Raw genomic sequence first — 26,863 nt, forward strand, 5'->3', positions numbered from 1 at the left:
TATAATGATATAAAAATTAATATGGAAATACTGCTTATAATAATTCTTCTTGCTCTTTCTGGTCTTTTTTCTGGACTTACTTTAGGATTAATGAAACTAGACACCTTTGAGCTTAAAAGAAAGATGAAACTGGGAGACAAAGAAGCTAAAGCTGTTTATGCTATTCGCCGACACGGCAACGAACTTTTAACAGCTTTACTTTTAGGTAATGTAGCAGTTAACTCCTTTCTGGCTATTTTTCTGGGTAGCCTTACTTCCGGACTTTTAGCTACCATTACAGCCACTGCCTTAATCTTTTTATTCGGGGAAATTATTCCCCAAGCTGTTATCGCCAGATACGCCCTGGCTTTTGGAGCTAAGACCGTACCGTTGGTAAAGTTTCTTTTATTAATCTTTAAACCAATATCTAAACCAATCGGCTGGAGCTTGGATAAAGTTCTAGGTGAAGAACTACAAACCATTTACAGCAAAGAAGAATTATTAAAAATAGTAGCTGAGCACGAAGACTCAAGTACCTCAGCAATAGATAGAGATGAAGAGAAGATCGTTCATGGAGCTCTATCTTTTTCAGATAAAACAGCCGGCGATATTATGACGCCTCGCACTGTGGTTTTTATGCTTGAGGAAAGTACTAAGATTGATAAATCAACTATTGAGACAATTAAGGATCATAACTTTTCCCGTATTCCGATTTTTAAAGAAACTCAAGATAAAATTATTGGCATTTTGTATATTAAAGATCTTTTGGGAGTAAGAAGTGGTAAAATAAAAAAATATACCAAATTAGACTATTTAAAGATCAATGAAAAGACTAAATTAGATAAACTGAAAAATCGTATGATAAAAGCCAGGCAACACATGGCCATTGTTTTGGATGAGTTTAAAGGCTTTGCCGGCGTAGTAACTCTGGAAGATATCCTAGAAGAAGTAATTGGTTCAGAGATACTTGATGAAAGCGATGAGCATGCAGACTTAAGAGAAGTAGCTAAAAAAATTATTGAGGAGTAGGTCTAATAACACAATTTAATAACATAAAAAAGCTTTTTAAAATTAAAATAAGACAAATAAATAGCTAAAAAAAGATTATCCATAAAAATACACAAAGAAGATGAGTACTGTTTTTACTTTACTTTTTTTAAAAAATAACCGTATAATAACCATATAAACAACTATATGAACTCACGAGAAACTCCTGCTACAATCTTTGAAGAAGAAGTGCCTAAATCATTTCTGGCTAGTCTAACCGAGAAAACCGAGGTTAAACATGAGTTACCCCGTCTTTTACGAGTTATTGAACTACCAGATCAAGATTCAACTGAATACCACAGACTTGAAGAAAAGATCCTATTAAAACAAATAGCTCCTTTTTTTATGGATGAACCAAAGAATAAGGAAAAAAAGAACGAAAACAATGAAAATCGTTATCATGACTATTTTAAAATGATCAGCCAAAAATTAAAGGAATTTCCAGATCAAGAAGAAGCTCAATTAAATCTCTCGGCAGAAATTCTTAACCTAATGAAAGCCTATGAAGAAGCATTGAATCAAGAAGATGATTCAAAAAATTTTGGACCCAATAATCTTTTTAAAGCAGATTCTTATGAAGAAAATCCGGAAAACGTTTTAAGGGCTAAAATGTGCGCCCATATCTTAACTAAGATAATTAAACAAGCCGAAGCAGAACAAGGAGAAAATAAGCCCTATGAAAAGATCCTTTTTAAAGAAATAGGCAGAGTAACTTTAAGAAAGATTGAAAATTAAATTATAAATATTATAATGAACCTAATCATCGGCCTCGGCAACCCCGGGCAAAAATATGAAAAAACCAGGCACAATATCGGCTTTATGGCGCTTGATAGAATAGCGTTGGAAAATAGTCTGGAATGGGAAAAAGATAACAAGCTCAAAGCACAAATCGCTATGGGAGAGGGTTATCTTTTGGTTAAACCCCTAACCTTTATGAATAATTCAGGAGAAACAGCTAGGGCTTTAGTAAAAAAGTATAACCTCATACCCCGTAACTGGCTTGGACTAAAAAAAGATTTTAACCTAGAAGATAATCTAATTGTTATTCATGACGAGTTGGATCTACCTCTTGGTAAAATAAAAACCTCAAGTAACAGCTCCAGTGCTGGTCATCGCGGGGTACAATCAATCATTGATCATCTTAAAACCAAAAAATTTAAAAGAATAAGAATAGGTATATCCTCAGAGCAAAGAGCACTTGTGCCAACCGATAAATTCGTCTTACAAAGATTTACCCCAGAAGAAGAACAAGCCATAAAGACCCTACTTGATCCCCTAATTGATACAATAAAGTCTTAGTTATTAAAGATTACTACTAACTCAAAACATAACATCTCTTTATTTAGAATTAAAATAAAAAAACGCAACCTAGGCTGCGTTTAAAATTTTTACTAAAATTACAAAAGTGAAACAAATTTCAAGAAGAAAAATCTCCTGATACGAACCTTACAAAGCTTCTTCCTTGCATTTAAAATATTATGAACATGATTATTCAAGTTAATGCATGGATAAAAAATCTTTATTGACTTGATATGATCAAGATCTATTCTTTTATGAAATATTTCATCACCGACCTTAATGGTCAGAGAAAAATATCTTACAAGAATAAATCCCGGAGAAGCTAAGACGTATTGGTTTTGAAAATCATTTGGGAGTTCATTGAAGACAAAAAAAATATCTTCACGTTTAAACTCAATAACTTCTCCAATTTTTTCTTCTTTTGTAGCTAAACAATCAAAAAAATCTTTAAATCTTTTAAGCATTTTTTCTCCTTTTTGTTTGATTTTAAACTATCACAAAACAAATATTTTGTCAAGTTAGCTCTTGACGCAACTTTTAAATCACCTATAATTAAAATATCGGTTGTCTATTATATTCTTTTTGCTAACCCCCCCACCCTGCCTTCGGGCACAGTGGGGGTTTTATTTTAAAATTCCTAAAAACATAAAGACATCCGCTAATAAGCGGATGTCTTTATGTTTTATAATATATTATATAATCCCACTCTTCTTCTAAATAATCTAGCCCTAACCTTTTTAGAACTTATACAAACAACCTACTCTTAGTCCTCCATGGCGGACATGCTTAAAGCGTGTTTTTTATTAAATATGTCTTCTAAAATAACCGTACCGGCAGTAGCGGCCGGAATGGCTAAAAGAGCCCCTAAGATTCCCCCAATGGAGAAACCTATCATAATTACCACTATACTGGCTATTGGGTTAAGACCAACCGCTTTTTGCATAATTTTAGGCACCAAAAACGCGTTTTCTACCTGTTGAATAATAAGGTAAACAATTATTACCCCCAAAGCCAAAGCAGGAGATTGAGTAAGGGCGATTAAAACCGCTGGTACTGCCCCGATCACTGGTCCAAGATAAGGGATAAGTTCGGTTAGTCCAGCGATCAAAGCTAAAATGAAAGCATATTTAACCCCTAAAATAGATAAGCTTATATAAGTTAAAAGAAAAATAGCAAAACATAAGACTAATTGTCCTCTAAACCAAAGTCCCATTTTATGTTGCATTCTTCTTAGAACATCCATGGCATAGGTTTGGTGCTTAGCTGGTGTTAGTGACCAAATTAATTTCTTAATGGAGTTTTGTTCCACCATCATATAAAAAGTGATCACTATTATAATAAAGAAAGAAAGTACTCCTCCGAAAAAACCAAAGATTGAAGACAAAATATTTTCTCCAGCCGGTAGGTTAGTAAAAATAGAGCTAATACCTTCAGCCACATTATTAAACCAAATATGGCTATCCGAAAATTCTTTTAAGCTTTCCGCATAACCACTTATTGTCTCCAAATAAACAGGAAAGTCAGTAGCCAATTGAGTAGACTGTTCAATAACTGGCGGAATAGAGAGCCAAAGAAAACCTGAAACCAAACTTAAACCAACAATATAAATTATTACAACCGATAAAACTCTAGGAATACCCTTATCCGTAATCCAATCCACCCAAGGATTCATGGCACTGGCTAAAATAATTGAAACAAACAAGAGAGCTAAAATATCCTTAATTAGAAAGACAATATAAGCTAAAGCTACAACCCCGATAATCCGCAAAAGACTACCGGTAGTAATGGTAATACGAGTAGCTGCCGGTCTTTGTTCGTTTTTCATAAAAGTTTTTTAACAATTAGAATCTCGGTCGGCGCGGTCCATTACGGTGCGATGGCCGAGAAGAGTTTCTATCAAAAGACTCATTACCTTCTTGTTTACCCTTTTCTTCTGTCCAAAGAGAATTATTTTCTTCAAGTCCTTTCATGGTTAAATTAACCCTACCTTGTTCATCTATTTCTTTAATTTTAACAGTAACAGCGTCTCCGAGTTCAAGAAAATCCGATGGTCTTGAAACTCTATAAGGTGCCATTTCAGAAACATGCACCATGCCGTCTCTACCCGGTAAAACCTCTACAAAAGCTCCAAAGTCAAGCATTCTCACTACCTTACCGGTAAAGACTTCTCCAACGCTAAGATCGCGAACAATATTATTGATCCAATCAAGAGCTTTTTTCACTCCCTCTGAATCAGTACCACAAACCATCACTAAACCAGAATCTTCTATATCAATAGAAACACCGCAAACATCAATAATTTCATTAATCACCTTACCACCAGAACCAATAACCTCTCTGATCTTATCCGGATGAATTTGCATACTAACAATTCTCGGAGCGTATTTAGAAAGTTCCGCGCGAGGTTTATCAATAGCCGCGTTCATTACTTCAAGAATCTTTAGTCTGGCCTCACGACCTTGGATTAAAGTTTTTTTAACAATCTCCATATCCAAACCAATCGTCTTAGTATCCAACTGAATAGCGGTTATACCATCTTGAGTACCTGTAATCTTAAAATCCATACCTCCCTGTCCATCCTCAAGATCTTGGAGGTCAGTTAAAACTTCCCAACGACTCATGTCTGGTACTGAAGCCAAGCCCATAGCAATACCGGCTACCGCCTTTTTAAGAGGCACACCGGCATCAAAAAGCGCTAAACTGGAAGCACAAGCCGAAGCCATAGAAGAAGAACCGTTAGAAGATAAAGTTTCACTTACTACACGAATAGTGTAAGGAAATTCTTCTTTACTGGGCAACAAAGGCACTACGGCTTTTTCCGCTAAAGCGCCATGACCAACTTCTCGGCGACCAGGACCACGATTGGGTCTGGCTTCGCCAACCGAGAAAGATGCAAAATTGTAATGATGAATATATCTTTTTTTACTTTGCCCCTCAAGGCCCTCCAAAGACTGCTCATCACCGGGTGCACCCAAAGTAACAATTGACATAACCTGGGTTTCTCCGCGAGAAAAAAGGGCTGCTCCATGATTACGTGGTAACATGTCTACATCAGCTTCCAGCGCTCTTATTTCATTAAGTGAACGACCATCCACTCGTTGTTGACGATCTAAAATACCTCTAGTTACTGCTTCTTCAACCGAAGGCTCAACCAAACTCTTAACTGCCGCGCTAATTAAAAGAGTTTCAAAACCTTTACCTAAAAGATATTCAGATAACCCTTCTTTAATGGCAAAAACAGCAGCTTTTCTTTCGCCCTTAGTGTAATAGATTTTATCAAACAAAAGACGATCTACATTATCCTTTAACCAATTTTGGGCTTCAGCAAAAACTGTTTCTTTAGCTTCATCTAATTTAGCTTTTTCCTCCTTCTCATCTTTTTTAATACCAAGTTCACTGCACATTTTATTAATCAAATCAATTACCGGCGACATTTCTTTTTGTCCGGCAGCAATAGCCTCAAACATATCATCTTCGGAAATCTCTTGGCCTTCGGCTTCAATCATTAAAACTCTATCCGTCGTACCGGAAACTATTAAATCAAAATCGCTTTCCAGTCTTTCCTTATAAGTTGGGTTAAAGACAAATTCTTGGTTAACTCTACCAACCCTAACTCCGCCAATTGGTCCCTGCCAATCTACACCAGATAAAGCCAAGGCAGCCGAAGCACCCACTAGAGAAATAACATCATAATCATTTTCCTGGTCAACAGATAAAACCGTAATTACCAACTGAACGTCTCTTCTGGAATTTTGGTTAAATAAAGGACGAACCGAACGGTCTATCATGCGTCCGCTTAAAACCGCTTCATCAGTCGGGCGACCTTCTCGTTTAATCCAACGAGAACCCTTAATAAAGCCGGCGGCGTAAAATCTTTCTTCAAGATCCACCATTAAAGGAAAGTAATCAATACCATCCCTAACTTCCTTACCCTTAACTACGGTAGCTAAAATTACGGTGTCCCCGTATTGGACGGTAACAGCCGCGTCAGCCTGTTGGGCTAAGCGCCCGGTCTTAAAAGTCAGCGTCCGGCCTAGCCATTCGCCGCTAAAAACTTTTTCTTTGGACATATATTTTTTTATCTGTCCGACAAACTGCAGAACTATGGCAAAACCACAGTGCTATATGTTTGACGAACAGATCTTAATTAATAATTAAATTTAAATTTATTAAAATTTATTTTTTAAACAAAGCCTTATCTGCCGATCAGAAACTTTCTACTATCACTGAGATTAATAAAATCATCCGCTTCTTCAATTAATCGGCTGGAGGTGGTTTGTCTAAAGGCAGCTACTTCCACTAAACAACCAGTGGTGTTTTGGAGATAAGAAACCAAAGGTAAATAATCTCCATCGCCGGTTACCAAAACAATCACATCAAGTTTTTGTCCGAGCTTAACGGCGTCCACTGTAATACCGACATCCCAATCGCCTTTTTTAGCACCACCGTGAAAAACCTGTAAATCTTTAATTACCACCTCAAAACCGAGTTGGCTTAAAGCTTCAAAAAAATTATTCTCTTCTTCATTTTCCGCCCTAATCACATAAGCCGTAGCCCTAATAAGTTTACGACCAGCTACTACCTCTTTGAGTATTTCTTTAAAATTAACTCTACGCTTATATAAATTCTTAGCTGAGTGGTACATATTGGAAACATCCACTAAAACTCCCACTCTCTGATCTTTGTGTTTTATCATATTGTTATCATAAGAACGGGCCAAGGCCCGTTCTCAGGTTAAGCTTCTTTATTATTTTCCTCTTCAATAACTTCTTCAGGATTTTCACCCATTATCTCTTCTTCAATTCTCCTTCTTTCTTCTTCATCAGCAATCATTTTTTTGGCAATACGCAATTTAAGTTTCTTAGCCAAATCCATGAAAGCTTCAGCATTCTCTCTTTGTAAATATTTAAGTAAACGCCTTCTTTCTCCGACTTTACGTAAAAGACCACGTCGAGAAGAATAATCATGCTTGTGCATTTTTAAATGCTCGGTCAGCTGAGTAATCTCCTCGGACAAAATGGCGATTTGTACCTGAGGAGAACCGGTATCGGTTTCATGGGTCTTAAAACGGTTAATTAACCGCTGTTTGGTTTTTTTATCCAACATATGTTTCCTCACCTGCTTCCGAGAAAAGTCTTAACTAAGGGCTTTTCCAAGAAACGGTGCTAAATTAATATAATAAAATAAATAAATAATATTTAAGGATTAAGGCCTTAAAAGGCTAATCCTCTTTCCATTTTACCACACATTGAAAAAAAAATCAATACGTCGTATAATTGAAACATATGAAGAAAAAAAATGACCAACTTAATGACCTTAAACGCCATATTAACCGTTTTTTGGAATATTTGGAGGTGGATAGGGGGCTATCTGACTCAACGGTTAAAAACTACGGATTTTTTCTTAATCGTTTTGCCGATTTTGCCATCCAACAAGGGGTTAATCAACCATCAAAGATAAGTAGACAACTTGTTCATCGTTTTCGTCTTTATCTTAACCGCTTAACTGGCAAAAGCGAAGAGACCATAAAAAAGAATACTCAAAACTATCACCTAATAAGCCTAAGAGGTTTTTTAAAATATCTGGTGAAATTTGATATACCTTCTTTGGAGCCGGAAAAAATAGAGCTAGCTAAACAAAGTCCCAGACAAGTGGATTTTTTAGAGGGAGCTGATCTTGAACGTCTTTTAGAAGTGCCCATGCAACATGGAGACCAAAAAGCTTTACCTGCTTTAAGAGACAAAGCTCTTTTGGAAACATTATTCTCTACTGGTTTACGTGTTTCTGAGTTAACAAAACTAAAAATTGAAAATATAAACCTCAGTAAGGCGGAATTTACAGTTAGAGGTAAGGGTGGCAAGGTAAGGCTGGTCTTTTTATCCGAGAGAGCCAGAGATTATTTAAAAATTTATTTAAACCAAAGACAAGACACCAACCCTTATATTTTTATCGGTCTCGGAAGAGCGGGACAAAGCGAAGATAAACCGATCACTCCCCGTTCGGTAGAAAGAATTGTTAGTCATTATGCCAGGTTAGCCGGAATAATGAAAAAGGTTACTCCTCATACCTTAAGACACAGCTACGCCACTGATCTTTTAATTAACGGAGCGGATATAAGGAGCGTACAGGCGATGTTGGGTCATTCTTCAATTACCACCACCCAGGTCTACACTCATATTACTGATAAACAACTAAGAGAAATTTACAAAAGCTTCCATGATAAAAAGAGGAATGACTGATCTTACAACTTCACACACCTAACCGAATAAGCTCTGTTTTCTTTTTGTTCAGGAAATCTGGCAATTCCTTCAGTGGCAAGATCAATTTGTCTGGTCCAAGCCATTGAGGCACCGTATGAGGTGGAAGACCAAAAAGAAGTTAACTGATTAAGTTCTAAAAACTGTAGGGATGATTTATTGTAAAAACCAGTGAAAGAGGCATTAAAAGGAAAACCTCCACCCACCTTTAAAAGTTCAGCTTCATTGGTTCCGAGTTTGCCCGTAGTTGAGTCGTCAAAAGGAAAGACTGTGCAATTACCGTTCTCCTCAATATTACAAAGCTCTCTTTCTAAAACCGTAAAATCATCATGGGTGGGTATTCTCCAGCCAATAGGACAAAGACCCCTTGCACCTTGAAGATCAGAACCGCTCATGGCCGCGCTCCAAGTATATAAAGCTCCATGCGTTTCGCAGTTAGCAGGATTATTGCCATAGCACATTCTGTTTGGTCCTTCAGCTAAACAAGGAGCTTCACCACCGTTAATACAAGCACCGTTGGGATAAGTTAAATTTTTAAGATTATCCGCCATCCAGCATTGATTACCTACCTGAACCGTCCGATAAACATTACCTTCTCTGTCTGGTAAAAAACCACCGCAAGAAATAAGTCCCCTGTCTGTATGATAACCGATCGGGCCCTCAGTTAATTCACCCTGTGAGCTACCCAAACAACCTGCTATAACGTAAGTATTAGTGGCTGTAACTTTATAATATATATAATCATTGTCCGGACAACCGCTATCTGCACGAGGAGAAGGGTTATGAGGCACCATACTCATATAGAGGGTTTCTGAGGGAAAATCTGCTTGAATAGGTTGTCCGGGAATAACTTGTTGAGGATACATGCGATGATCTGAATAATACAGATCCATAGCCAAGCCTATTTGTCTAAGATCATAAACCCTTTTAATATCCCTAGCCTTTATTCTGACACTACCTAAAGAGGTAACAGCTAAGGTAGCTAAAACTCCAATAATTGACATAACCACTAATAGCTCAACTAGAGTAAAGCCTTTTGCTGATTTGCCAAATAGATATCTTTTATTTTTCATATTGATTTAAGATAAATTTATAATTAAACTATAACATATATATGGAATTTAAGCCAACCCAAAATTGACAACAAGATAATTGTATGTTATTTTTGGTTCAGTTATTCTTTTTAAAAAAAGAATCTGTCCTCGTAGTTCAATGGATAGAACGGGAGCCTTCTAAGCTCTTAATGTAGGTTCGATTCCTACCGAGGACACAAGGTAACGGCCATAGCCGTTAACCGATCATGGTGGCTATAGTTTAATGGTAGAACAGCGGGTTGTGGTCCCGTTAGCGAGGGTTCGATTCCCTCTAGTCACCCCATCTATGTCTAACAAATACGACTTTTATTGCGAAGAAGCACTGTTAGATAAAACTGCTATTGATATAGTTTTTGAATCTGATAATATTTTAGCTTTTAATCATACAAATCCATCATATCAAACTCACATAGTTACTATTCCTAAAAAGCATATTATAGACCTTCCTTCTTTAGCTGATGAAGACCTTGGTATATTAAATGAACCATTAAGGGTCGCTAGGGATATTTCTAGGAAATTAGATAAGAGTCAAGGAATCAGATTACGCACTAACGCCGGGAAATTTCAAGATACACCCCACCTGCATTTTCATTTAATTGATGGAGAAAAATTATAAGATAAACTCATCAACAATCAATTTCCCTCTCAATGTTATTTTTTTTCCGGAAAATAAAAAACCGTCCCTTAATAGATTGGGACGGTTGTGTTTTAAATATTACTTTCTTTTTCCTAACGTCTTTATTATTATGGACCAGGTATAATCTGATCCAGCCTTCTCACCAATCTCTATAAGTTTATCAAATGAAAATATACTTAAATCAATCACTTCACATACCGCTCGCCAAACATAAGACGTGTTCCCACGCACTTTATTGGTAACAATATCGAGAATCTCATAATCGGAAAAAAGTCCCGACTTCACTAAATCAATCCACGAACTATACCAATCAACTTTTTCAGCGGCTTTTAAAGCGCTCTCTTTATCAATCTTCCCCGACATGATTATATCCCCAAGAGCATAGGTGTCGACTTTCATAGCAATCTTCTTTAGGGTTTCTGGCTGAATTTCTTTTGCGATCCATATCCTCGCCTCACAAGCGCCATGCTTGAGTAGATATATTAACTCTGCTTCGGTTAGAAGCTCTGTATATCCGCTAAAACTTTCTTGGAAATCTTTCCAGACACGTTTATCATTTATTTTTCTCGCGAATCGCAATGCCAGCTTCTTTTCCAGCTTATATATATGAATTAGGTCTTTGAAGTAAACACAACTACCTTCATTTATCCCAAACTTAATATATTTCTCCAAATGAACTAGCATTTCATCCTTCTTTAAAATGCCAGTCTTTAGGACTGGTATTAGCATTTTTTTACCCACCCATTTGTTCTTGGTTAAACTCAGAATTTCTTTCTTGCTCACCTCTTTCACTACAAGTCTTTCCAACACTATGTTGAGGTGAGAATCATCATTGATTATCTGACCAAGAAAAAGTAATTCCGCCTTACTAAATCCATGAGACTCCAATAAACGGTGCCATATACCACCCGGCTTTTTAGCTAGTCCCGTAAGGTAAATAGCGATTTCTATTGCTTCTGTGCTCGTCATTTCTTCGAAATGAAAGAAATCATCAATAATGTTGTAAAGTGGATACTCTCTGTCTTTACTTGCGTCTTCAAGTAGGGAAAGGCACAATGCCTTGTCCATGTTTTTCAAATTATGATATGCTGCCAGCCAAACATGATTATCTTTATATGTATTGGCAATCGTACGAATTTCATCATTTGTAAACAATCCTGTCTCAAAAGCCGCTTTTATAATTTCAGCATGTGTATGTACTTCCATTAATTTCTGTACTTCTACTTTCTTAAGATTTCCCGAGGAAATTAAGCGTAGTGCAATTTCTGTTTTCATTATGTTTTATTTTTTTGGTTTAATATTCCAGTTAGTTAACTCAACAACCGCTAACGTATCAGGAACATGATCAACCTCCATAACAAATCCATCTAAACAGCGTTCCACTAAGAATGGAAACTGCCTCAAGCCTCTTTCTATACTTCTTGGCTCTTGTGTAACATCATGCAAACAATCTCGAGCAAAACGCTGTATTCTTTCAATGTCATCATCAGACAACATTTTAAAGAATCTTTGTTTTACTTTTGTAACATCATCAACATTTTTCTTTTCATCCAGCCACACATAAGCAATACGAATCGCTACGATTGGATAGAGAATAACACTGATAATTAAACTCAATGAATTAGCGAGAAAAATTTTGTGCTCTTCAAAACCTTCGAAGAACCAAATCAAGAACAAGCAAGCAAACCATGACAGTAAATACAAATATGCACTCAATAACCATGATAACGCTTCCTTGGTTTCTATACTACTCAGCATCGCAAAAGCTTCTGTACGATGACTTTTTATTTCTTCTATTTCTTGTCTATATTTCTTCGCAGCCGCTTGTATTTCTTCAATGCTCGCGTTGTTTTTAATCAGCTGCTGCGATTTTGTATCAAATCTTTTTCCCAATATTTCCAGTTTTGCTTTTTCTTCCAGATGTTCATCTCTATGAGAAGCATCAAGTAAACTGAAAAAACCAACATGAATCAGGAAAAAAGCGAACAGTGCGACCTTAGCGATCTTGACTGCGACCTTCTTTTTTGAAGTCATTTTTGAGCTCCTCTTTTTTATTATTTTTTAATTTTCTTTACCTAAACTTTAATATATCATTATATCATATTATAAAATTTATGTCAATAGTTGTTATGCTGACTTCAAGTTTGGAGCGTAATTAATGCATGCAAAATCCAGTTTAAAAACCACCCTTCTTTAACTAAAGTTCTAAACATATTACAAGGCTTATCTATTTTAAAACACTTCTAGTTTAGAAATATTTTTGTTTTTACTTTAATAAGAAACGAATATAAAAAGAGGTGATCATTTTATTGATCACCTAATTAAAGTTACTCTTTAATTTCATCTTCTTCGACAAACTACTTTTCGTAGCTCTGTTTTAGGGTCTGAAATTAGTTAAACACGAGAGTAGATTTCCTCAAGGACAGTCTCAACTGTTATCTTATAATATCTTTTTAATTTATTCATTACATTTTCAAAGATATCATTATCTAGATCATCATTACTAGAGAGCTTCTCAAAGCCAATATTATTTTTCATGGTGTATACCGTTCCGGCTGACCATATTGTTATAATATCTAAAGCTCTATCCATATTAGGGACACGTCTTGTCCAACAAATATACGGCTTATCATCTTTTGCCGATAAATGAAAATGAATCTTTTCATGATTTTTCTGAAGAACCATGTTGGGCTCAATAATTTCAATTTCATGGTGTTTACCACGTGGGACTGAATGACTCTTGGAATGCTTGATATAAAACTCCTTTTCAATTTTCCTTAGCCCGATTCTATTAGTTTCTTTTATCAAGAAAGTGAAAATATAATACTCAATTTGGTGGCGTGCACTTTTAACCACCACTGTTATTTTTTTCTTCATTACTAGCTCCTTATTTTTTGGTTTTTAAAGTTAAATTTTTAAAAAATGATTTCCTATACCTTATAACCTTATTCTTAGTTTGTCAATCATCTTCGCTGAATTCAAGCTTGAAGTGCAATTAATATAGCAAATCCCTATTACTATAGAAAATCGTGAAAATACAAGAAAAAAGACAATTTTTCACGATTATAGTTTACAAAATAGTGAAAATTATGCAAAGCACCACAAAATTTCTCACTCAAACTTGATCAATAAAGCCAACCGCCAAACTATTGAAGCCTTCCTAGAAAAGGGTATTTGGAAAATTGGAGAATAAATTTATAAACCAAATAAAAATCGATAAAACTGAGGGAATAAGAATTTTAGTAAATTAAAAGGTGATTAGATTTGCTAATCACCTTTATTTTTTCCTCCTACTAATTCTTTTAATCGACGATAATGGGATTTAACTCCCTCAATGAACGATGAGTTTAACTTGTATTCCAAGTCAAACTCTTCTGCCGTGTCCCTCACAATCACTGAAATTGCCGGGTAATGAACATGGCAGATATGACGAAATAAATGATGCTCAATTTGGTGATTGAGGCATCCAATGAACCACTGAAACCAAACCGTGGTTTTAAAATTGGCTGTGGAAGCCAACTCATGAACAGGCCACTTCCGGTTAACTGTGCCATTTACTACTTCGGGTTGCTCCGCCCCCTCAACTATATGTGCCAACTGGAACACAATTGAAAGGATAAAACTTGCGACTGCGTGCATCACTAGAAACCCGATACAGACTTGCCACCAAGTAAAACTTGTTGCCATAGTCGGTAGGACTATCATAAAGAACAAATAGATAGTCTTTATGAAAAATAATTTCCAATATTCAACTACCTTGTTTGGATGAAAGCTTTTCGGCAGTCCCTGTTTGGCATAAACAGAGATACGAAAGATCTCACCAAATAGCTTGGTAATCGTCAACAGTGAATAGAGAGGCCAAGCATAAAGATGTTGCCATTTATGCCATCTTCTAACTTTGGCATGTTCTGAAAAAACCATAATTCCTTGAGTCCCGAGATCCTCGTCTTGACCCTCAAGATTGGTGAAAGTATGGTGGTAATAATTATGCTGTATTTCCCAGCTTTTCTCATTATTACCAATCAACCAAACTAGTCGACTCATCCATCTGTTTACCCTCGTTGACTCTGAATATGCCCCGTGCGAGGCATCATGAGTTATACTCATGCCAATGCCCGCTTTACCCAGCCCCATGACCGAAACTAAACCTAAAGCAGCCACCCAGGAGTTAATCTCAAATAAGATCAGCGCTAAGTATGGAAATAGATACAAAGACAACATAACGCCACTTTTTATGCGTAATCCAATATTACCTTTCTCGCTTAGGTTATTTGTTTCAAAATAACCATCAACCCTTTTAACTAATACTTCCCAGAACTCAGCTTCTCTAGCTGTTCCCCTGAACTTAATTTTGTACTGTTGTTGCATGGATCTGGTCCTTTTATTTTTTTTGAATTTTTAAATTATTAAAGATCTACAGTTCTTTTATTATAGCACATTATAATAATACCATAATCCTGTATATAAAAAAGAGCCTTTCGGCCCTTTTTTCATATCACTATATTTCTTACTACTTATCTTGCTCCTCCAATTTAACTCCAGCCTCAGGTGTTGACACAGTTTTGCTCATGAAAAATATTTTAACAATACCCCAAGCAATGAGCCAATATACAAGCATTGCCAAAATCGTCGTCCATTCAAAAATATTTCCCTCAACCCGCGTAGTATTAAAGACACTTAGGAATGGTGTAGTAAACGGATAGGTAACACCATAAATAAAGCTACTAGAACCAGCTGAAAAGTTAGCTCCCAGTAGTTTTAAAATAAACCAAAAAGCCAAAAGTTAAAAAATAATTAACGAAAATTAAAAAGGGAAACACAAGGTTTCCCAAAATTTTTACACTCTTACTTATTACTTCACTTACTATTTTGCTGCCATCTTAATGAGTGTAACTTCCACCCATCTACCACCTTAGGTACCACTGTATATCTTCTACTTCCATTTTCATATACCCGTAATGGAATATTGGCATAAATCTTAAAATCAATCAACATACTTTTTACCGCCCTGGCAAACCTAAAGGCTTTATTATTGTTTAAAACAAAAACAACAAAGCCCTTGTTTAATAACGATATTAAGTTGTCTAAATCTTTATCTTTTTTAGATTTAGCCTCACACAAATTGTTTCCACAAGCTAATATTTTTTCATAGACTTGTGGCACTACTTGTTTCCCATTTAAGCAAACTAGAGATTTTTTATCTTTTGCCTGCTCTGAAAGAATTTCAAAAAAATCATTATTTATTTGAATTTTTTTGATCTCTCCGGTGCGGTGTTTTTTTTCACAAAGATCTACCGCGAAAATAATAACTTTTTTAGTACCATTATTAACCTGTGCCATTTTTTCTCCCTTTTTGGTTTGGTTTATTTTACTTTATATTTATTATTTTTATAAAATTCTCTTCTGGCAAAAAAGAATCCTTCTTTTAACTTCAGAATAAAATAAGGCAGTAGAAAAATTACTACTGGTGTAAGAAGCGAATAAAAAGAACTACTAACCGAACTGGCTAGCAAAGAAATACCGAAAAAGAAAATTACCGGGACAGACAAGAATGGTGCAATTTGAAAATAAAACGCTTTAAATCTCTTTACATCCATTTTAATATTTTCTCCTTTTTTTAATGAACCTGTATCTTATCATTATAAGCATTATTTGCTAAAAAAATCAAGCTAATATATAATTAAGATAGTTAATTAACCGCTTAGTAATGTATTCTATGTTTAGCCCTGAAAAACCAAAAGAAGAAAAAGTAACACCAGAAAGAAAAAATAAAATTATTATAGAACTACATCAAGCCGGACAAATGTTTACAGCCTGGGGTAGAAACGACGAGGAAATACCCACTATTAACAGCTATATAAAGCTTTTTACCCAAGAAGGGGAAGAGAAAGTTCCCAATGAAAAATGGCTGGAGGCTGAGAAATGGCTAAGGGATACCATGGAAACTAAACAAGATTATAATTAAACTTATATAAATAACTAATAAAATAACTATATGAAAAACCATGAGAAAAAATGTTCTCTAATTACTCTAGTCTTAACCATCGCCTTAACGGCCTTTTTGGTTGGTCTAGGTGCATATCTCTTCTTTACGGAACAAATCAGATTTATCACCGAATCAAGCGTGGGGTTTGAGAGATCTAAAGAAAAAATAGAAAGACAAAAAGAAAGCCTAAATGAACAAGAAGAACAGACTTTAACAGATTATAATTTAGACGAACTTGATTTAACCTTCAGCTACCCTAAAAATCTGCAAATTAAAGAATATAACGAAGACACTTTAACTGTTGGCTTTATCAGTGGTTCAGGGATTGATGAATTAGTAGATGGTTTGGTTGAAATAAGGGTTATTAAAGCAGAGGAGGAGGACGCAAACATGGATTTCCAAGAATTTATTATGGAAAAGATTCCTCTATTTTGCGATGCTGATGGAGCCGGAGTTTCTATTAGCTGTCCGGAAAAAATTAATGAAGAAGAGTTAGCTACTTTAGGAGGATTAACAGGCTACACTATAACCATGAATCAAAAAGAAGAGTCTTTTGGACCAAATGCCTTTGTTGAAAACTCAGATAGAACTTTTTACGCAGTTATGTTTGAAGAAGACCCAATTATTGCCTTTATCGTTTACCCCACCAACGAAAGTAATGCCGAGATCGCTAAAAACATAGCCGCTTCTTTAAGGTAAAGATCTTTAATATAAGATTTAAGATAGAATAAAGATAAAATCTAAGAAACAAAAAACATGTCCAAGCTTTGGTCATGTTTTTTATTTTAAAGATTCACACTGGCTTAATAGCTGGTCTTTTGCTATAATACAAACATAATAATAGGTTATGGTTAATAAAAAATTAAAAGAAAAGGAGTTAATTTCAGCTAGCAATATAAGTTCAGCACTTAAGCGATTAGCAAATAAAAAAATGGCTTCTAAAGCCTTAAGTTTTTTTAAAACATCTCCCGGTCAATATGGGCATGGGGATAAATTTCTAGGAATTAGGGTGCCGAAAGTTAGAGAAATCGCTGCTAAGTCCAAACCAAAAATAAAAGAGCTTAATAAGCTTTTATTATCTCCTTGGCATGAAGAAAGACTTGTTGCCTTAATAATCTTAAATAATTATTATAAACAAGCGAATAAAGAGGAAAAAATATTTTTGGAAAACTTTTATCTTAAAAACCTAAATAAGGTAAATAATTGGGACTTAGTGGACTCTTCAGCTCATCAAATCCTGGGAGAGAGACTTGCTAAAAATAAAAAGCTTTTTATAAAACTTCTTGAATCTTCCAATCTCTGGTACAGAAGGGTGGCGATTGTCGGGACATATAAAACTATTAAAGAGAACAATTTTTCGCTAATTATAAAAGCAGCTGAAAAAATAATAAAAAATAAAGAGAAGGAAGACCTTATCCATAAAGCTACCGGTTGGATGCTTAGAGAGGTTGGCAAAAGAGATAAAAAAACTTTAATAGACTTTCTTAAAAAATATTCTTTTATAATGCCTCGTACTATGTTACGTTATGCCATTGAAAAAATGAGTAAAAAAGAAAGACAAGCTTGGCTTAAAAAATAACTTAAACTTATGAAAACTTCCATTATCGCCACTATCGGCACTGCCTCAGATAACGAAAAAACTATTGAAAAAATGGCCTTAAATGGTGCAGACTGTTTACGTATAAACTTTTCACACGCCAATCGTGAACAATACCTTAGGGTTAAACAAGCGGTTAAAAAAATCAGAAAAAAGACCGGCAAGAAACTAATAATCATGCAGGATCTTCAAGGACCCAGGCTAAGAATCGGAAAACTTAAAAAACCTCTGCCAATCACTATTGGAGAAATTTATTATTTTAAAAGATTTAAGGCTGAAATAAATAACCGAGAAATACCGGTAGATAATAATTTAATTATCAGACAAATTAAAAAGGGTGATAAAATATTTTTAGGTAATGGAGAGATTGTTATGACAACCATTGGTAAAGGTAAAGACTACTTTAAAGCCCGAGCAGAAAACTCCGGACTCTTATTATCCCGTAAAGGCATTAACCTCCCACAAACTTCTTTGGCTAAAAATAATCCCACCGCCCAAGATCTTAAAGACATTAAATTCGCTTTAGAGGAAGGAGTTGAGGCTATTGCTTTGTCTTTTGTTGAATCAGCTAAAGAAATAATCAAAGTAAGGAACTTTATTAAGAAATACAATAAACAAAAGACTCCTCGCTTGATTATTAAAATAGAAAGAGCTGAGGCTCTAAAAAATATTGAAGAAATAATCTTAGCCTCAGATGGTATTATGATTGCCAGAGGAGATTTGGGCATTGAAACTCCGTTAGAAGATTTACCGATTATCCAAAAACATCTAATCGCCAGAGCCCATTGGCATAATAAACCGGCCATTGTAGCCACCGAGATGCTTCTTTCAATGACTAAGCATCCTCGTCCCACCAGAGCCGAGGTAGCAGATATTGCCAACGCCATCTTTGACGGCGCCGACGCGGTGATGTTATCCGAAGAAACCGCTATTGGTGTTCATCCGGATAAAGTTGTACAAACCATGAAAAAAATAGCAGACCGCACCGATTCTCATCTTGGTTGGGCTAACCGCTTTAAAGAAATTTTTAATTTAAATTAAGGCTATGTCTAAAGTACTAAAAAAAACCGCCTGCCTTTTTATTTTAACGATTATTTTATTTTCTCCTTCTTGGCTAAAAGCCCAAGAACAAGAGGCACAAGAACAAGAAACCCAACAAGAAGAAAACACTTTCTCAATAGATATATCTGAAAATGAAAATGAATCGGAAAATGAAATAGATTATTCAAAACCCTTGCCTGAAGAATTTTTTAAAGCCAAAGTTAAAAAGGTTATAGAAGAAGGGCCCATTAATGAAGACTATGAAGCCCATTATTTTCAAACTCTTTTACTTGAATTTATTGACGGTAGCGAAGAGGGCCGAGAAGAAATAGTAACCACCACCGGACTTTACCCCAAAGCTTCTCCGGGACAACTGTTAAAAGTCGGAGATACGGTAGTGGTATCTAAAATGATAAACTATGAAGGAGAAAATATTTATCGCCTGGTGGATCGTTACCGCCTAAAAGCCTTAATTTGGATAGCCTTATTCTTTGTAGCTTTGTCTATTTGGTTGGGTAAATTAAGAGGTGCCAGTTCTTTGGTTGGTTTAGCCTTTAGTATATTGGTCTTGGCTCTCTATATAGTCCCACAAATATTGGACGGTAAAAATCCTTTTTTAATTATCTTAGCCGGTTCAACCGTTATCGCCTCAGTATCCATTTACTTAGCTCACGGCTTTAGAAAACAAACCTCCATAGCCCTTTTAGCTACTATTATAACTCTGGGTATAGCTATTGGCTTATCTGTTATCTTTGTCTTCTTTTCTAAACTCTTTGGTTTTGGTAGTGAAGACGCTTACTTTGTAATAGCCGCTAGAGAAAGTATTAACTTACGCGGACTGTTAATAGGTGGAATAATTATCGGTACCCTTGGAGTACTAGATGACATTACCACCGCCCAAACTGCCGTGGTAGCTGAATTAAAAAAAGCCAATAGATCACTTAGTCGTTTTGAGCTTTATAAAAGAGGGTTGGCTGTTGGCCATGAACATATTGCCGCCTTAATCAATACCCTGGTACTGGCTTATGCCGGAGCTTCCTTGCCAATCTTCTTACTATTTACGCTTAATGAGTACCAACCGATTTGGACAATCTTTAATAGCGAATTTGTGGCTGAAGAAATAATTCGTACCCTAGTTGGCTCAAGCGCTTTAATTTTAGCTGTACCAATTTCCACTTTCTTAGCGGCCTACTTTTTAAGTAAACCAGGTGTACTCCCTGAAGAATTGGAAGGCGGACATAAACATTAATAAAAATATATGGCTCGTATAATTTACGGAGTTGCCGGACAAGGCTTTGGGCATTCTGCTAGAAGTCATGAGGTAATATCTCATTTAATAAAACAAGGTCATAAGGTTTTAGTTCTAACCTACGGACAAGCCTTAGCTATTATGAAAAAAGATTTCGATATTATAGAAATACCGGGACTTGGTTTGCATTATGATGAAAATATCTTAAAGTACGGAACCACTGTTTATGAGAATGCTTATAAAATATTCAGTGGAGGTAAGAAGTGGACCAAGCTTTTTAAAAAAACCAAAGAATTCAAACCGCAAATAGTTATCACCGATTTTGAACCAATCTCCGCCGGACTAGCTCACCTACAAAGACTACCTCTAATCTCTTTCAATAACCAACACCAAATGACCAATACCGAGATAAAGATACCGACTAAGTATAAAAAAGATTTATTAGCAGCTAAGGTGATAACCAAATCTTTTGTTTGGGGAGCTAAAGCGTATTTGATTACCTCATTTTTTAAAACCAAAATAACCAAAAAACAAACCTTTCTTTTTCCACCGGTGGTTAGAGAAAGGGTCAGAAAAATGAAACCGCTTGATAAAAACTTTATTCTGGTTTACCAGACAGACAGTTTTGATTACATTATTCCCGAGTTAGAGAAAATGACCAAATATAATTTTAAGATTTTCAGTAAAAGACCAAAATATCTTAAAGAAAAAAATATAGAATATTTTCCTCATGATCCTGAAAAATTTCTACACGCCCTTAAAGACTGCCAAGCAGTTATTGCCACTGCCGGCTTAAGTCTTATCTCTGAAGCGCTCTGGCTTAATAAGCCTTACTTTGCCCTACCTATTGATCATCAAGTTGAACAAGTTATTAACGGCATTTATCTTAAGAGACTTAAGCTAGGAGATTACTCCATGAAGTTTAAAGCCCGCCAAGGAGAAAAATTCTTAAAAAATTTAAAAACTTATAAAACGAATCTTAAAAAGATAAAAAAAGAGCCTCCTTATAAACTTTTAGCTAAATTTGATGAACTTATTAATGAAATAGAGGAAAAGAAAAAATAATTTAGGGATAATTTAAAATAGCTCACGCAGTAATAAGAATTTTTAGAAAAAACAAAAAGACTTCTTAAAATAAGTCTTTTTTTGTTTAATATTAGCTAATTTTTAAAAGATGCTTAAAAGGGTATTGACAACATTTATTTTGTGTGCTATATTTAAAAATTACTGTAAAAGGTAATTTAATCCGCCAACAATTATAAAGGTATATAAAGATGATTAATTGGAGCGGGATAGGCACGACAAGCATGGGGATTTCTTCGTCAGAAACAACTCGGTTACGACTAGGTTCTTTCTGATGAAAATTTCTTGCCTACCCGCTTTAGTTAACCATCTTTTTTGTTTGGTTATTTTCTCAGGATTTAGTTATTTCTTTATTACCTAGCTATTTCCTATAATTTATCTTTACTCAGTTATTTCTTCAAACTTTATTTCATTATCTCTTTAAGATAGCGGCCGGTATGGCTTTTTTTATTTTGAGCAACTTCTTTGGGGGTACCAATAGCTACTACCTCACCACCACCCTCTCCTCCTTCGGGTCCAAGATCAATAATCCAGTCCACTGATTTTATAACATCAAGATTGTGTTCAATAATAATAACCGTATTACCCCTGTCCACTAAACGATTAATAATCGTTAATAATCTTTTAATATCCTCAAAGTGTAGTCCAGTAGTTGGTTCATCAAGAATATATAAGGTTTGTCCAGTAGGGCGACGAGATAATTCGGTAGCCAACTTAACTCTTTGGGCTTCTCCACCTGAAAGAGTGGTGGCACTTTGACCTAATTTAATATAACCCAAACCAACCTCAAAAAGCGTAGCCAGTTTCTGATGAATAGCCGGAATGTTTTTAAAAAATAACATAGCTTCCTCTACTGTCATATTAAGTACATCGGCAATACTTTTATCTTTATAATGTATCTCTAAAACTTCTCTTTGGTAACGACGACCATGACAAACATCACATTCAACATAAACATCAGGTAAAAATTGCATTTCTATCTTAATAATTCCATCACCAGAACAAGTCTCACAACGTCCACCCACTACGTTAAAAGAAAAACGTCCGGGCTGGTAACCTCTAAGCTTAGCTTCAGGTAAGTTAGCAAAAAGATCCCTAATGGGAGTAAAGACTCCGGTGTAAGTAGCTGGGTTTGATCTAGGTGTTCTGCCGATCGGTGATTGGTCTATATCAATAACCTTATCCAACTGACTTAAACCTTCTAGGCGATCATGATCACCCGGAGTATCTTTAGCGTTATAAAAATAGGCAGTTAAAGCTTTAGCTAAAATATCTGTTACCAAAGTTGACTTACCAGAACCGGAAACGCCAGTAACAGCAATTAACTTACCAAGAGGAAACTCAACACTAATTTTTTTTAAATTATGGGATCTAGCACCAATTACCTTAAGGCTTTGCCCGTTACCTTGGCGATAAACAGAGGGTGCTTCAATACTTTTTTTACCAGCCAAATACTGCCCAGTTAAAGAAGCGCTATTTTTTTTAACCTGTGCCGGGGTACCGGCCGCCACTACCCGCCCACCGTGTTCACCCGCACCAGGACCTATGTCTATAATATAATCCGAAGCTTCCATAGTAGCTGTATCATGTTCAACAACTATAACGGTATTACCCAGGTCTCTTAATTCTTTGAGGGTGGTAATTAACTTATCATTATCTCTTTGGTGAAGACCAATGGAAGGTTCATCTAGGATATATAAAACACCCATTAAAGCCGAACCTATCTGAGTAGCTAATCTAATACGCTGGGCTTCTCCACCAGAAAGGGTATTGGCAGCCCGAGACAAAGTTAGATAATCTAATCCAACATTAACTAAAAAGCCTAGGCGTAAATTAATTTCTTTTAAAATTTGGGCAGCTATTTTTTTATCACGAGCAGTTAAACTTTTAGAGGTATCCAAACTAGCAAAAAAATCCTTAGCTAAACCAATAGATTTTCCACCAATAGTGTCAATGGATAAACCCGCCACTTCAACTGCCAAACTTTCCGGTTTTAAGCGACGACCCTCACAAGCCGGACACTGTAAAATTCTCATATAACCCTCTATATCCTTCCTAACATAGTCCGACTCGGTTTGACTATATCGTCTAGTTAAATTAGGTACAACCCCCTCAAAACCATCGGTAATTTTATCTCCGTATAATATTAAATCTTTTTGGGCTTTAGTTAGATCCTTAATCGGCGTGTTAAGATCAAAACCTCTTTTAACCACCACCTCACCCAATTGCTTCATTAACCACATTTGGCCATTAACATTATTATGCATCCAAGGCTTAATACCTCCCTGGGCCACGGTTAACTTTTCGTTAAAAACTAAAATAGGATCTATTTCAAGCTTAGTCCCAAGACCAGAACACTCCGGACAAGCACCGTGTGGCGAGTTAAAAGAAAAATTATGGGGCTCCAACTCGCAAAGTGCCAAACCGCAATCTGCACAAGCCAAAAGACGAGAATAGATTGTGGCCTTTTCTTTTTTTAAATCAAAAACATACATCAAACCTTCACCAAGTTCCAAAGTTTTTTCCGAGCTTTCGGTTAAACGAGAAAGGTCTTCTTTATCTGAGGTAATCTTTAATCTATCTACCACTATTTCCAAACAGTGTCTTTTTTGTTTATCTACCGGTAGATCCTCAAATTCTTCAAGAGTATAGACTACTCCATCAAAACGAACTCGGCTAAAGCCGGCTCTTTTAATGGTCGGTACAACGCTTTTATGCTCACCTTTCTTATCCTTAACAATTGGAGCTAATAATAAAATATCGCAACCAGAAAAAGATGAAACTATCTGCCCGACTATTTCATCTAAAGAATAAGGTTTAACAACCAGACCACACTTAGGACAATGAGGAATCCCGACTCTGGCAAAAAGTAAACGCAAATAATCATAAATCTCAGTTACCGTACCAACGGTTGAACGAGGATTATGAGAAGTAGATTTTTGGTCAATGGAGATAGCCGGAGAAAGGCCTTCAATTAAGTCAACGTCTGGTTTATCAATTAGACCGACAAATTGCCGAGCATAAGCAGATAAAGACTCAACATAACGTCTTTGTCCTTCGGCGTAAATAGTATCAAAAGCTAAAGATGATTTACCAGAACCAGAAAGGCCAGTAATAACCACCAAAGAATCTCTAGGGATTTCCAGATCAATATTCTTAAGATTATGAACACGAGCACCCTTAATCTTAATTGACTGGTTAAGTTTTTTGGAGGGCATGAAAGAAAAGTTAGAATAAAACAATCGTTAACAGTATACAGGTAAATAGAGATTAGAGCAAGAGCTGAAGACAAAAAACAGTTCCAGGTTTTGGATTATCTTATTACCAAGAAATTGGAAGCTTAAAAAAGCGTAGTGTTATTTGGGATGAAGAGGAAGTCAGAGAACATTATAATTGAGCTTATAGCAAAAATAGGTATAAAACGCCTATTTTAATCAATTATTTACAAATTAATGTGAATAAGCTTGCAATATTATCTATTTTCTGCTAGGATATAATTAGTGGAGTAATAAAAGTAAAACCCATAAAAATATGATTCATTCAATTTCATGTAAAAACTTCTATTCTTTTAGTGAAAAAACATCCCTTATTTTCGAAGTAAATGGTAATGCGCCAGAAAACAATGGTTATTTTATAGCTAAATCAGGTGCAAGGCTATCAAAGGTTGAAACAGTTATAGGACCTAACGCATCTGGTAAAACAAATTTGCTAAAAATTTTACCGTTTTTGAAATGGTTGATTATTGATTCGTTCAATATGAAGCCAGAGAATCCTATTGTTGTTCAATCGTTTGCTTTTGGAGATGAAAAGAATAAGCCAACTGAATTGTCAGTAGTTTTTGAGGTTGATGGAAAAGTGTATACCTACTCATTTACCATTACCAAAGAAAAGATTTTAACTGAAGAATTAAAACTTACTAGTTTTGCAAAAAAAAAGAAGTCCACTAAAAAGATTTTTTCTCGCAACTGGAACAATGAAGAAAATGGTTATGATTTTGAGGGAGATAATTTCGATTTACCAAAGGGCTTTGAAAAATTATTGCGCTCTAATGCAAGCGTCATTGGTACTGCTGCTCGACTTAATCATACAGAAAGCCAAACAATCGCAACATATTGGGGGCAAATAGAAACTAATGTTATTGAGGCAGGGTGGATTGGTGATCACTTGCTTCCAAACTCAATTGCTCAACTTGGAGAGGCTTTTAACTTTTTTAGTGAAAACGACTTACTTAAACAAGAGGCGGAGAAATTACTTAGCCGATTTGATCTTGGTTTAAGTGGGTTTGAAATAAGGAAAGAAAAAAAAGAAAATGGTTTTTCTCTAAATGTCCGGGCGTCACACTTTTTCAACGGACAGACGCAATACTTACCTGTTCAATACGAATCATCGGGAACTAAGCAACTTTTTGTATTACTGAAAAATATCCTCGCCGCCCTTGAAAAAGGCAGTATCGCCATTATCGATGAGTTTGATGTAAATCTACACCCTGAAATGGTGATGGCTCTATTTGACCTGTTTATACAACCGGAGACCAACCCTAAAAACGCACAACTTCTTTTGAGTACCCATAGTCACATGCTCTTAAGTAAACTTGATAAGTATCAAATTGTATTAGTCGAAAAAAATGAGAATGGCATAAGCGAGGCATGGCGTTTAGATGAAGTGTCCGATGTACGTTCTGATGATAATTATTATTCAAAATATATCGCTGGAGCGTATGGAGCTGTTCCGAAAATTTAATATTTAAAATTATGTCGCGAACAAATCCTTATAAGAAAAAACGTCGTAGTGCCAGTAAAACCTTATTGATGTATGGTGAGGGTCTTGGCGAGGAGATGTTCCTAAAATATTTGCGCGGACTATACTCCCGAGATAGCAGAGTCACTGTGACAATTCGTAATGGCAAAGGCGGTACGGCAACAAATATCATTACGAGTGCAATAAACGAACCAGGTGCCTTTGATCGGAGGATCGTAATTTTGGACAATGACAAAAGCAATAAGGAGATGGATCAAGCCCGCGCAGAAGCGAAACGACAGGGAATTAAGCTGCTTGAAAATTCCCCTTGCCTAGAAGCGACACTCCTCACTATTTTAAGACCTGGACAATCTTTTTCCAACAAAACTTCAACGTGGTGTAAAAACGAGTTTGAATCCAATTATTTAAATAAGAAAAAAAGAACTGAGCTCGGTGAATATGATAAGTTTTTCCCAAAAGCAACACTTAATATACAACGTATCAACGTGACGGAATTAAATAATCTCATTTCTTTGATGGAAGGATTGTAAATATTAATTTATGATTTCTATCAACAAACAACAACTTAAATTATTTAAGTTGTTGTTTCAGGAAAAAACGGATGTGTATTCACAACATCTACCTATACCTCAATATATAATACCCAAGGCGCAGGCGTTATAATTTGATTATTATGATAATTTATTATCTACCCCACCACTAAACACCTCAAATCGTTGAGGTGTTTGCTTGTTTTCTTAGTTTTCATTATTCTCTTTATATAACATTATAGTATAGTTAAGGTTGAAGCTAAAAATACTCTTTTGAAAGGCAACTTATCTATATTATTATAACAC

General features: G+C 35.6%; 26 protein-coding genes, 2 tRNA genes and 1 pseudogene. 15 read left to right on the top strand and 14 right to left on the bottom strand.

The window, feature by feature from the left end; translation table 11 throughout:
- Positions 1-21: 21 nt before the first annotated feature.
- The 3 genes from QY321_03925 to pth all read left to right on the top strand — a co-directional run bounded on the left by QY321_03925 (position 22) and on the right by pth (position 2,325).
- Positions 22-1,008, top strand: a complete 987-nt coding sequence (locus QY321_03925) for a hemolysin family protein (protein ID WKZ24736.1) — start codon at positions 22-24, stop codon at positions 1,006-1,008.
- 165 nt (positions 1,009-1,173) lie between these two features.
- Positions 1,174-1,761, top strand: a complete 588-nt coding sequence (locus tag QY321_03930; GenBank protein ID WKZ24737.1) for a hypothetical protein — start codon at positions 1,174-1,176, stop codon at positions 1,759-1,761.
- Positions 1,762-1,776: 15 nt separating this feature from the next.
- A complete protein-coding gene (gene pth, locus QY321_03935) occupies positions 1,777-2,325 on the top strand; it encodes an aminoacyl-tRNA hydrolase (protein WKZ24738.1) in 549 nt (182 codons plus the stop codon).
- A gap of 98 nt (positions 2,326-2,423) precedes the next feature.
- Here pth and QY321_03940 read toward each other — a convergent pair whose 3' ends face one another.
- The 5 genes and pseudogenes from QY321_03940 to rpsO all read right to left on the bottom strand — a co-directional run bounded on the left by QY321_03940 (position 2,424) and on the right by rpsO (position 7,428).
- Entirely contained in the window at positions 2,424-2,789 is a 366-nt protein-coding gene (locus QY321_03940; GenBank protein ID WKZ24739.1) for a hypothetical protein, read from the bottom strand.
- 299 nt (positions 2,790-3,088) lie between these two features.
- Positions 3,089-4,150, bottom strand: a complete 1,062-nt coding sequence (locus QY321_03945) for an AI-2E family transporter (GenBank protein ID WKZ24740.1) — start codon at positions 4,148-4,150, stop codon at positions 3,089-3,091.
- Positions 4,151-4,166: 16 nt separating this feature from the next.
- Positions 4,167-6,395 carry a polyribonucleotide nucleotidyltransferase gene (locus QY321_03950; protein WKZ24741.1) on the bottom strand — a complete coding sequence of 743 codons (2,229 nt, stop codon included), beginning with the start codon at positions 6,393-6,395 and terminating at the stop codon, positions 4,167-4,169.
- 125 nt (positions 6,396-6,520) lie between these two features.
- A complete protein-coding gene (locus QY321_03955; GenBank protein WKZ24742.1) occupies positions 6,521-7,021 on the bottom strand; it encodes an NYN domain-containing protein in 501 nt (166 codons plus the stop codon).
- A gap of 149 nt (positions 7,022-7,170) precedes the next feature.
- A pseudogene (rpsO, locus tag QY321_03960) lies at positions 7,171-7,428 on the bottom strand (30S ribosomal protein S15).
- Positions 7,429-7,610: 182 nt separating this feature from the next.
- On the opposite strand from rpsO, the gene QY321_03965 reads away from it, so the two are divergent.
- Complete coding sequence (locus QY321_03965; GenBank protein WKZ24743.1) at positions 7,611-8,564, top strand: tyrosine-type recombinase/integrase; 954 nt, start codon at positions 7,611-7,613, stop codon at positions 8,562-8,564.
- Between the two features lie 2 nt (positions 8,565-8,566).
- On the opposite strand, the gene QY321_03970 is transcribed toward QY321_03965, so the two are convergent.
- The gene (locus QY321_03970; protein WKZ24744.1) at positions 8,567-9,655 is read right to left on the bottom strand and encodes an FISUMP domain-containing protein; all 1,089 of its coding nucleotides are present in this window, start codon (positions 9,653-9,655) and stop codon (positions 8,567-8,569) included.
- Between the two features lie 125 nt (positions 9,656-9,780).
- Between QY321_03970 and QY321_03975 the strand changes: the two genes are divergently transcribed.
- From QY321_03975 to QY321_03985, 3 genes are all read left to right on the top strand, one after another.
- Positions 9,781-9,852, top strand: a tRNA-Arg gene (locus QY321_03975).
- A gap of 33 nt (positions 9,853-9,885) precedes the next feature.
- Positions 9,886-9,959 (top strand) — tRNA-His (locus QY321_03980).
- A 3-nt stretch (positions 9,960-9,962) separates the two neighbouring features.
- Positions 9,963-10,292 (top strand): HIT domain-containing protein, encoded by a 330-nt coding sequence (locus QY321_03985; GenBank protein WKZ24745.1) that lies wholly within the window; start codon positions 9,963-9,965, stop codon positions 10,290-10,292.
- A 99-nt stretch (positions 10,293-10,391) separates the two neighbouring features.
- Here QY321_03985 and QY321_03990 read toward each other — a convergent pair whose 3' ends face one another.
- The 7 genes from QY321_03990 to QY321_04020 form a co-directional block, all read right to left on the bottom strand.
- Positions 10,392-11,588, bottom strand: coding sequence for a hypothetical protein (locus QY321_03990; protein WKZ24746.1), 1,197 nt, complete (start codon positions 11,586-11,588; stop codon positions 10,392-10,394).
- Positions 11,589-11,594: 6 nt separating this feature from the next.
- Positions 11,595-12,347 carry a hypothetical protein gene (locus QY321_03995; protein WKZ24747.1) on the bottom strand — a complete coding sequence of 251 codons (753 nt, stop codon included), beginning with the start codon at positions 12,345-12,347 and terminating at the stop codon, positions 11,595-11,597.
- Between the two features lie 360 nt (positions 12,348-12,707).
- On the bottom strand, positions 12,708-13,190 hold the full coding sequence (locus tag QY321_04000; GenBank protein ID WKZ24748.1) for a hypothetical protein: 483 nt from the start codon (positions 13,188-13,190) through the stop codon (positions 12,708-12,710).
- Positions 13,191-13,580: 390 nt separating this feature from the next.
- Entirely contained in the window at positions 13,581-14,681 is a 1,101-nt protein-coding gene (locus QY321_04005) for an acyl-CoA desaturase (GenBank protein ID WKZ24749.1), read from the bottom strand.
- Between the two features lie 142 nt (positions 14,682-14,823).
- Positions 14,824-15,093 (bottom strand): hypothetical protein, encoded by a 270-nt coding sequence (locus QY321_04010; GenBank protein ID WKZ24750.1) that lies wholly within the window; start codon positions 15,091-15,093, stop codon positions 14,824-14,826.
- Between the two features lie 77 nt (positions 15,094-15,170).
- Positions 15,171-15,653 (bottom strand): hypothetical protein, encoded by a 483-nt coding sequence (locus QY321_04015; protein ID WKZ24751.1) that lies wholly within the window; start codon positions 15,651-15,653, stop codon positions 15,171-15,173.
- Between the two features lie 23 nt (positions 15,654-15,676).
- Positions 15,677-15,910 (bottom strand): hypothetical protein, encoded by a 234-nt coding sequence (locus QY321_04020; protein WKZ24752.1) that lies wholly within the window; start codon positions 15,908-15,910, stop codon positions 15,677-15,679.
- Between the two features lie 119 nt (positions 15,911-16,029).
- On the opposite strand from QY321_04020, the gene QY321_04025 reads away from it, so the two are divergent.
- From QY321_04025 to QY321_04050, 6 genes are all read left to right on the top strand, one after another.
- Positions 16,030-16,278 carry a hypothetical protein gene (locus QY321_04025; protein WKZ24753.1) on the top strand — a complete coding sequence of 83 codons (249 nt, stop codon included), beginning with the start codon at positions 16,030-16,032 and terminating at the stop codon, positions 16,276-16,278.
- 30 nt (positions 16,279-16,308) lie between these two features.
- Entirely contained in the window at positions 16,309-16,998 is a 690-nt protein-coding gene (locus QY321_04030; protein ID WKZ24754.1) for a hypothetical protein, read from the top strand.
- Positions 16,999-17,146: 148 nt separating this feature from the next.
- A complete protein-coding gene (locus tag QY321_04035; GenBank protein WKZ24755.1) occupies positions 17,147-17,878 on the top strand; it encodes a DNA alkylation repair protein in 732 nt (243 codons plus the stop codon).
- A 9-nt stretch (positions 17,879-17,887) separates the two neighbouring features.
- The gene (pyk, locus tag QY321_04040) at positions 17,888-18,937 is read left to right on the top strand and encodes a pyruvate kinase (GenBank protein WKZ24756.1); all 1,050 of its coding nucleotides are present in this window, start codon (positions 17,888-17,890) and stop codon (positions 18,935-18,937) included.
- A 4-nt stretch (positions 18,938-18,941) separates the two neighbouring features.
- Complete coding sequence (locus QY321_04045; GenBank protein WKZ24757.1) at positions 18,942-20,186, top strand: YibE/F family protein; 1,245 nt, start codon at positions 18,942-18,944, stop codon at positions 20,184-20,186.
- Positions 20,187-20,195: 9 nt separating this feature from the next.
- Positions 20,196-21,251, top strand: coding sequence for a glycosyltransferase family protein (locus QY321_04050; GenBank protein WKZ24758.1), 1,056 nt, complete (start codon positions 20,196-20,198; stop codon positions 21,249-21,251).
- Positions 21,252-21,673: 422 nt separating this feature from the next.
- Here QY321_04050 and uvrA read toward each other — a convergent pair whose 3' ends face one another.
- On the bottom strand, positions 21,674-24,487 hold the full coding sequence (gene uvrA, locus QY321_04055) for an excinuclease ABC subunit UvrA (protein ID WKZ24759.1): 2,814 nt from the start codon (positions 24,485-24,487) through the stop codon (positions 21,674-21,676).
- Positions 24,488-24,800: 313 nt separating this feature from the next.
- Here uvrA and QY321_04060 point away from each other — a divergent pair, with 313 nt between their 5' ends.
- Both QY321_04060 and QY321_04065 read left to right on the top strand, forming a co-directional pair.
- On the top strand, positions 24,801-26,009 hold the full coding sequence (locus QY321_04060; GenBank protein WKZ24760.1) for an ATP-binding protein: 1,209 nt from the start codon (positions 24,801-24,803) through the stop codon (positions 26,007-26,009).
- Between the two features lie 11 nt (positions 26,010-26,020).
- Complete coding sequence (locus tag QY321_04065; GenBank protein ID WKZ24761.1) at positions 26,021-26,557, top strand: hypothetical protein; 537 nt, start codon at positions 26,021-26,023, stop codon at positions 26,555-26,557.
- Positions 26,558-26,863: the final 306 nt, after the last annotated feature.

Source organism: Patescibacteria group bacterium, assembly GCA_030583705.1.
In the GTDB taxonomy this organism is placed as follows: domain Bacteria; phylum Patescibacteriota; class Patescibacteriia; order Patescibacteriales; family Patescibacteriaceae; genus Patescibacterium.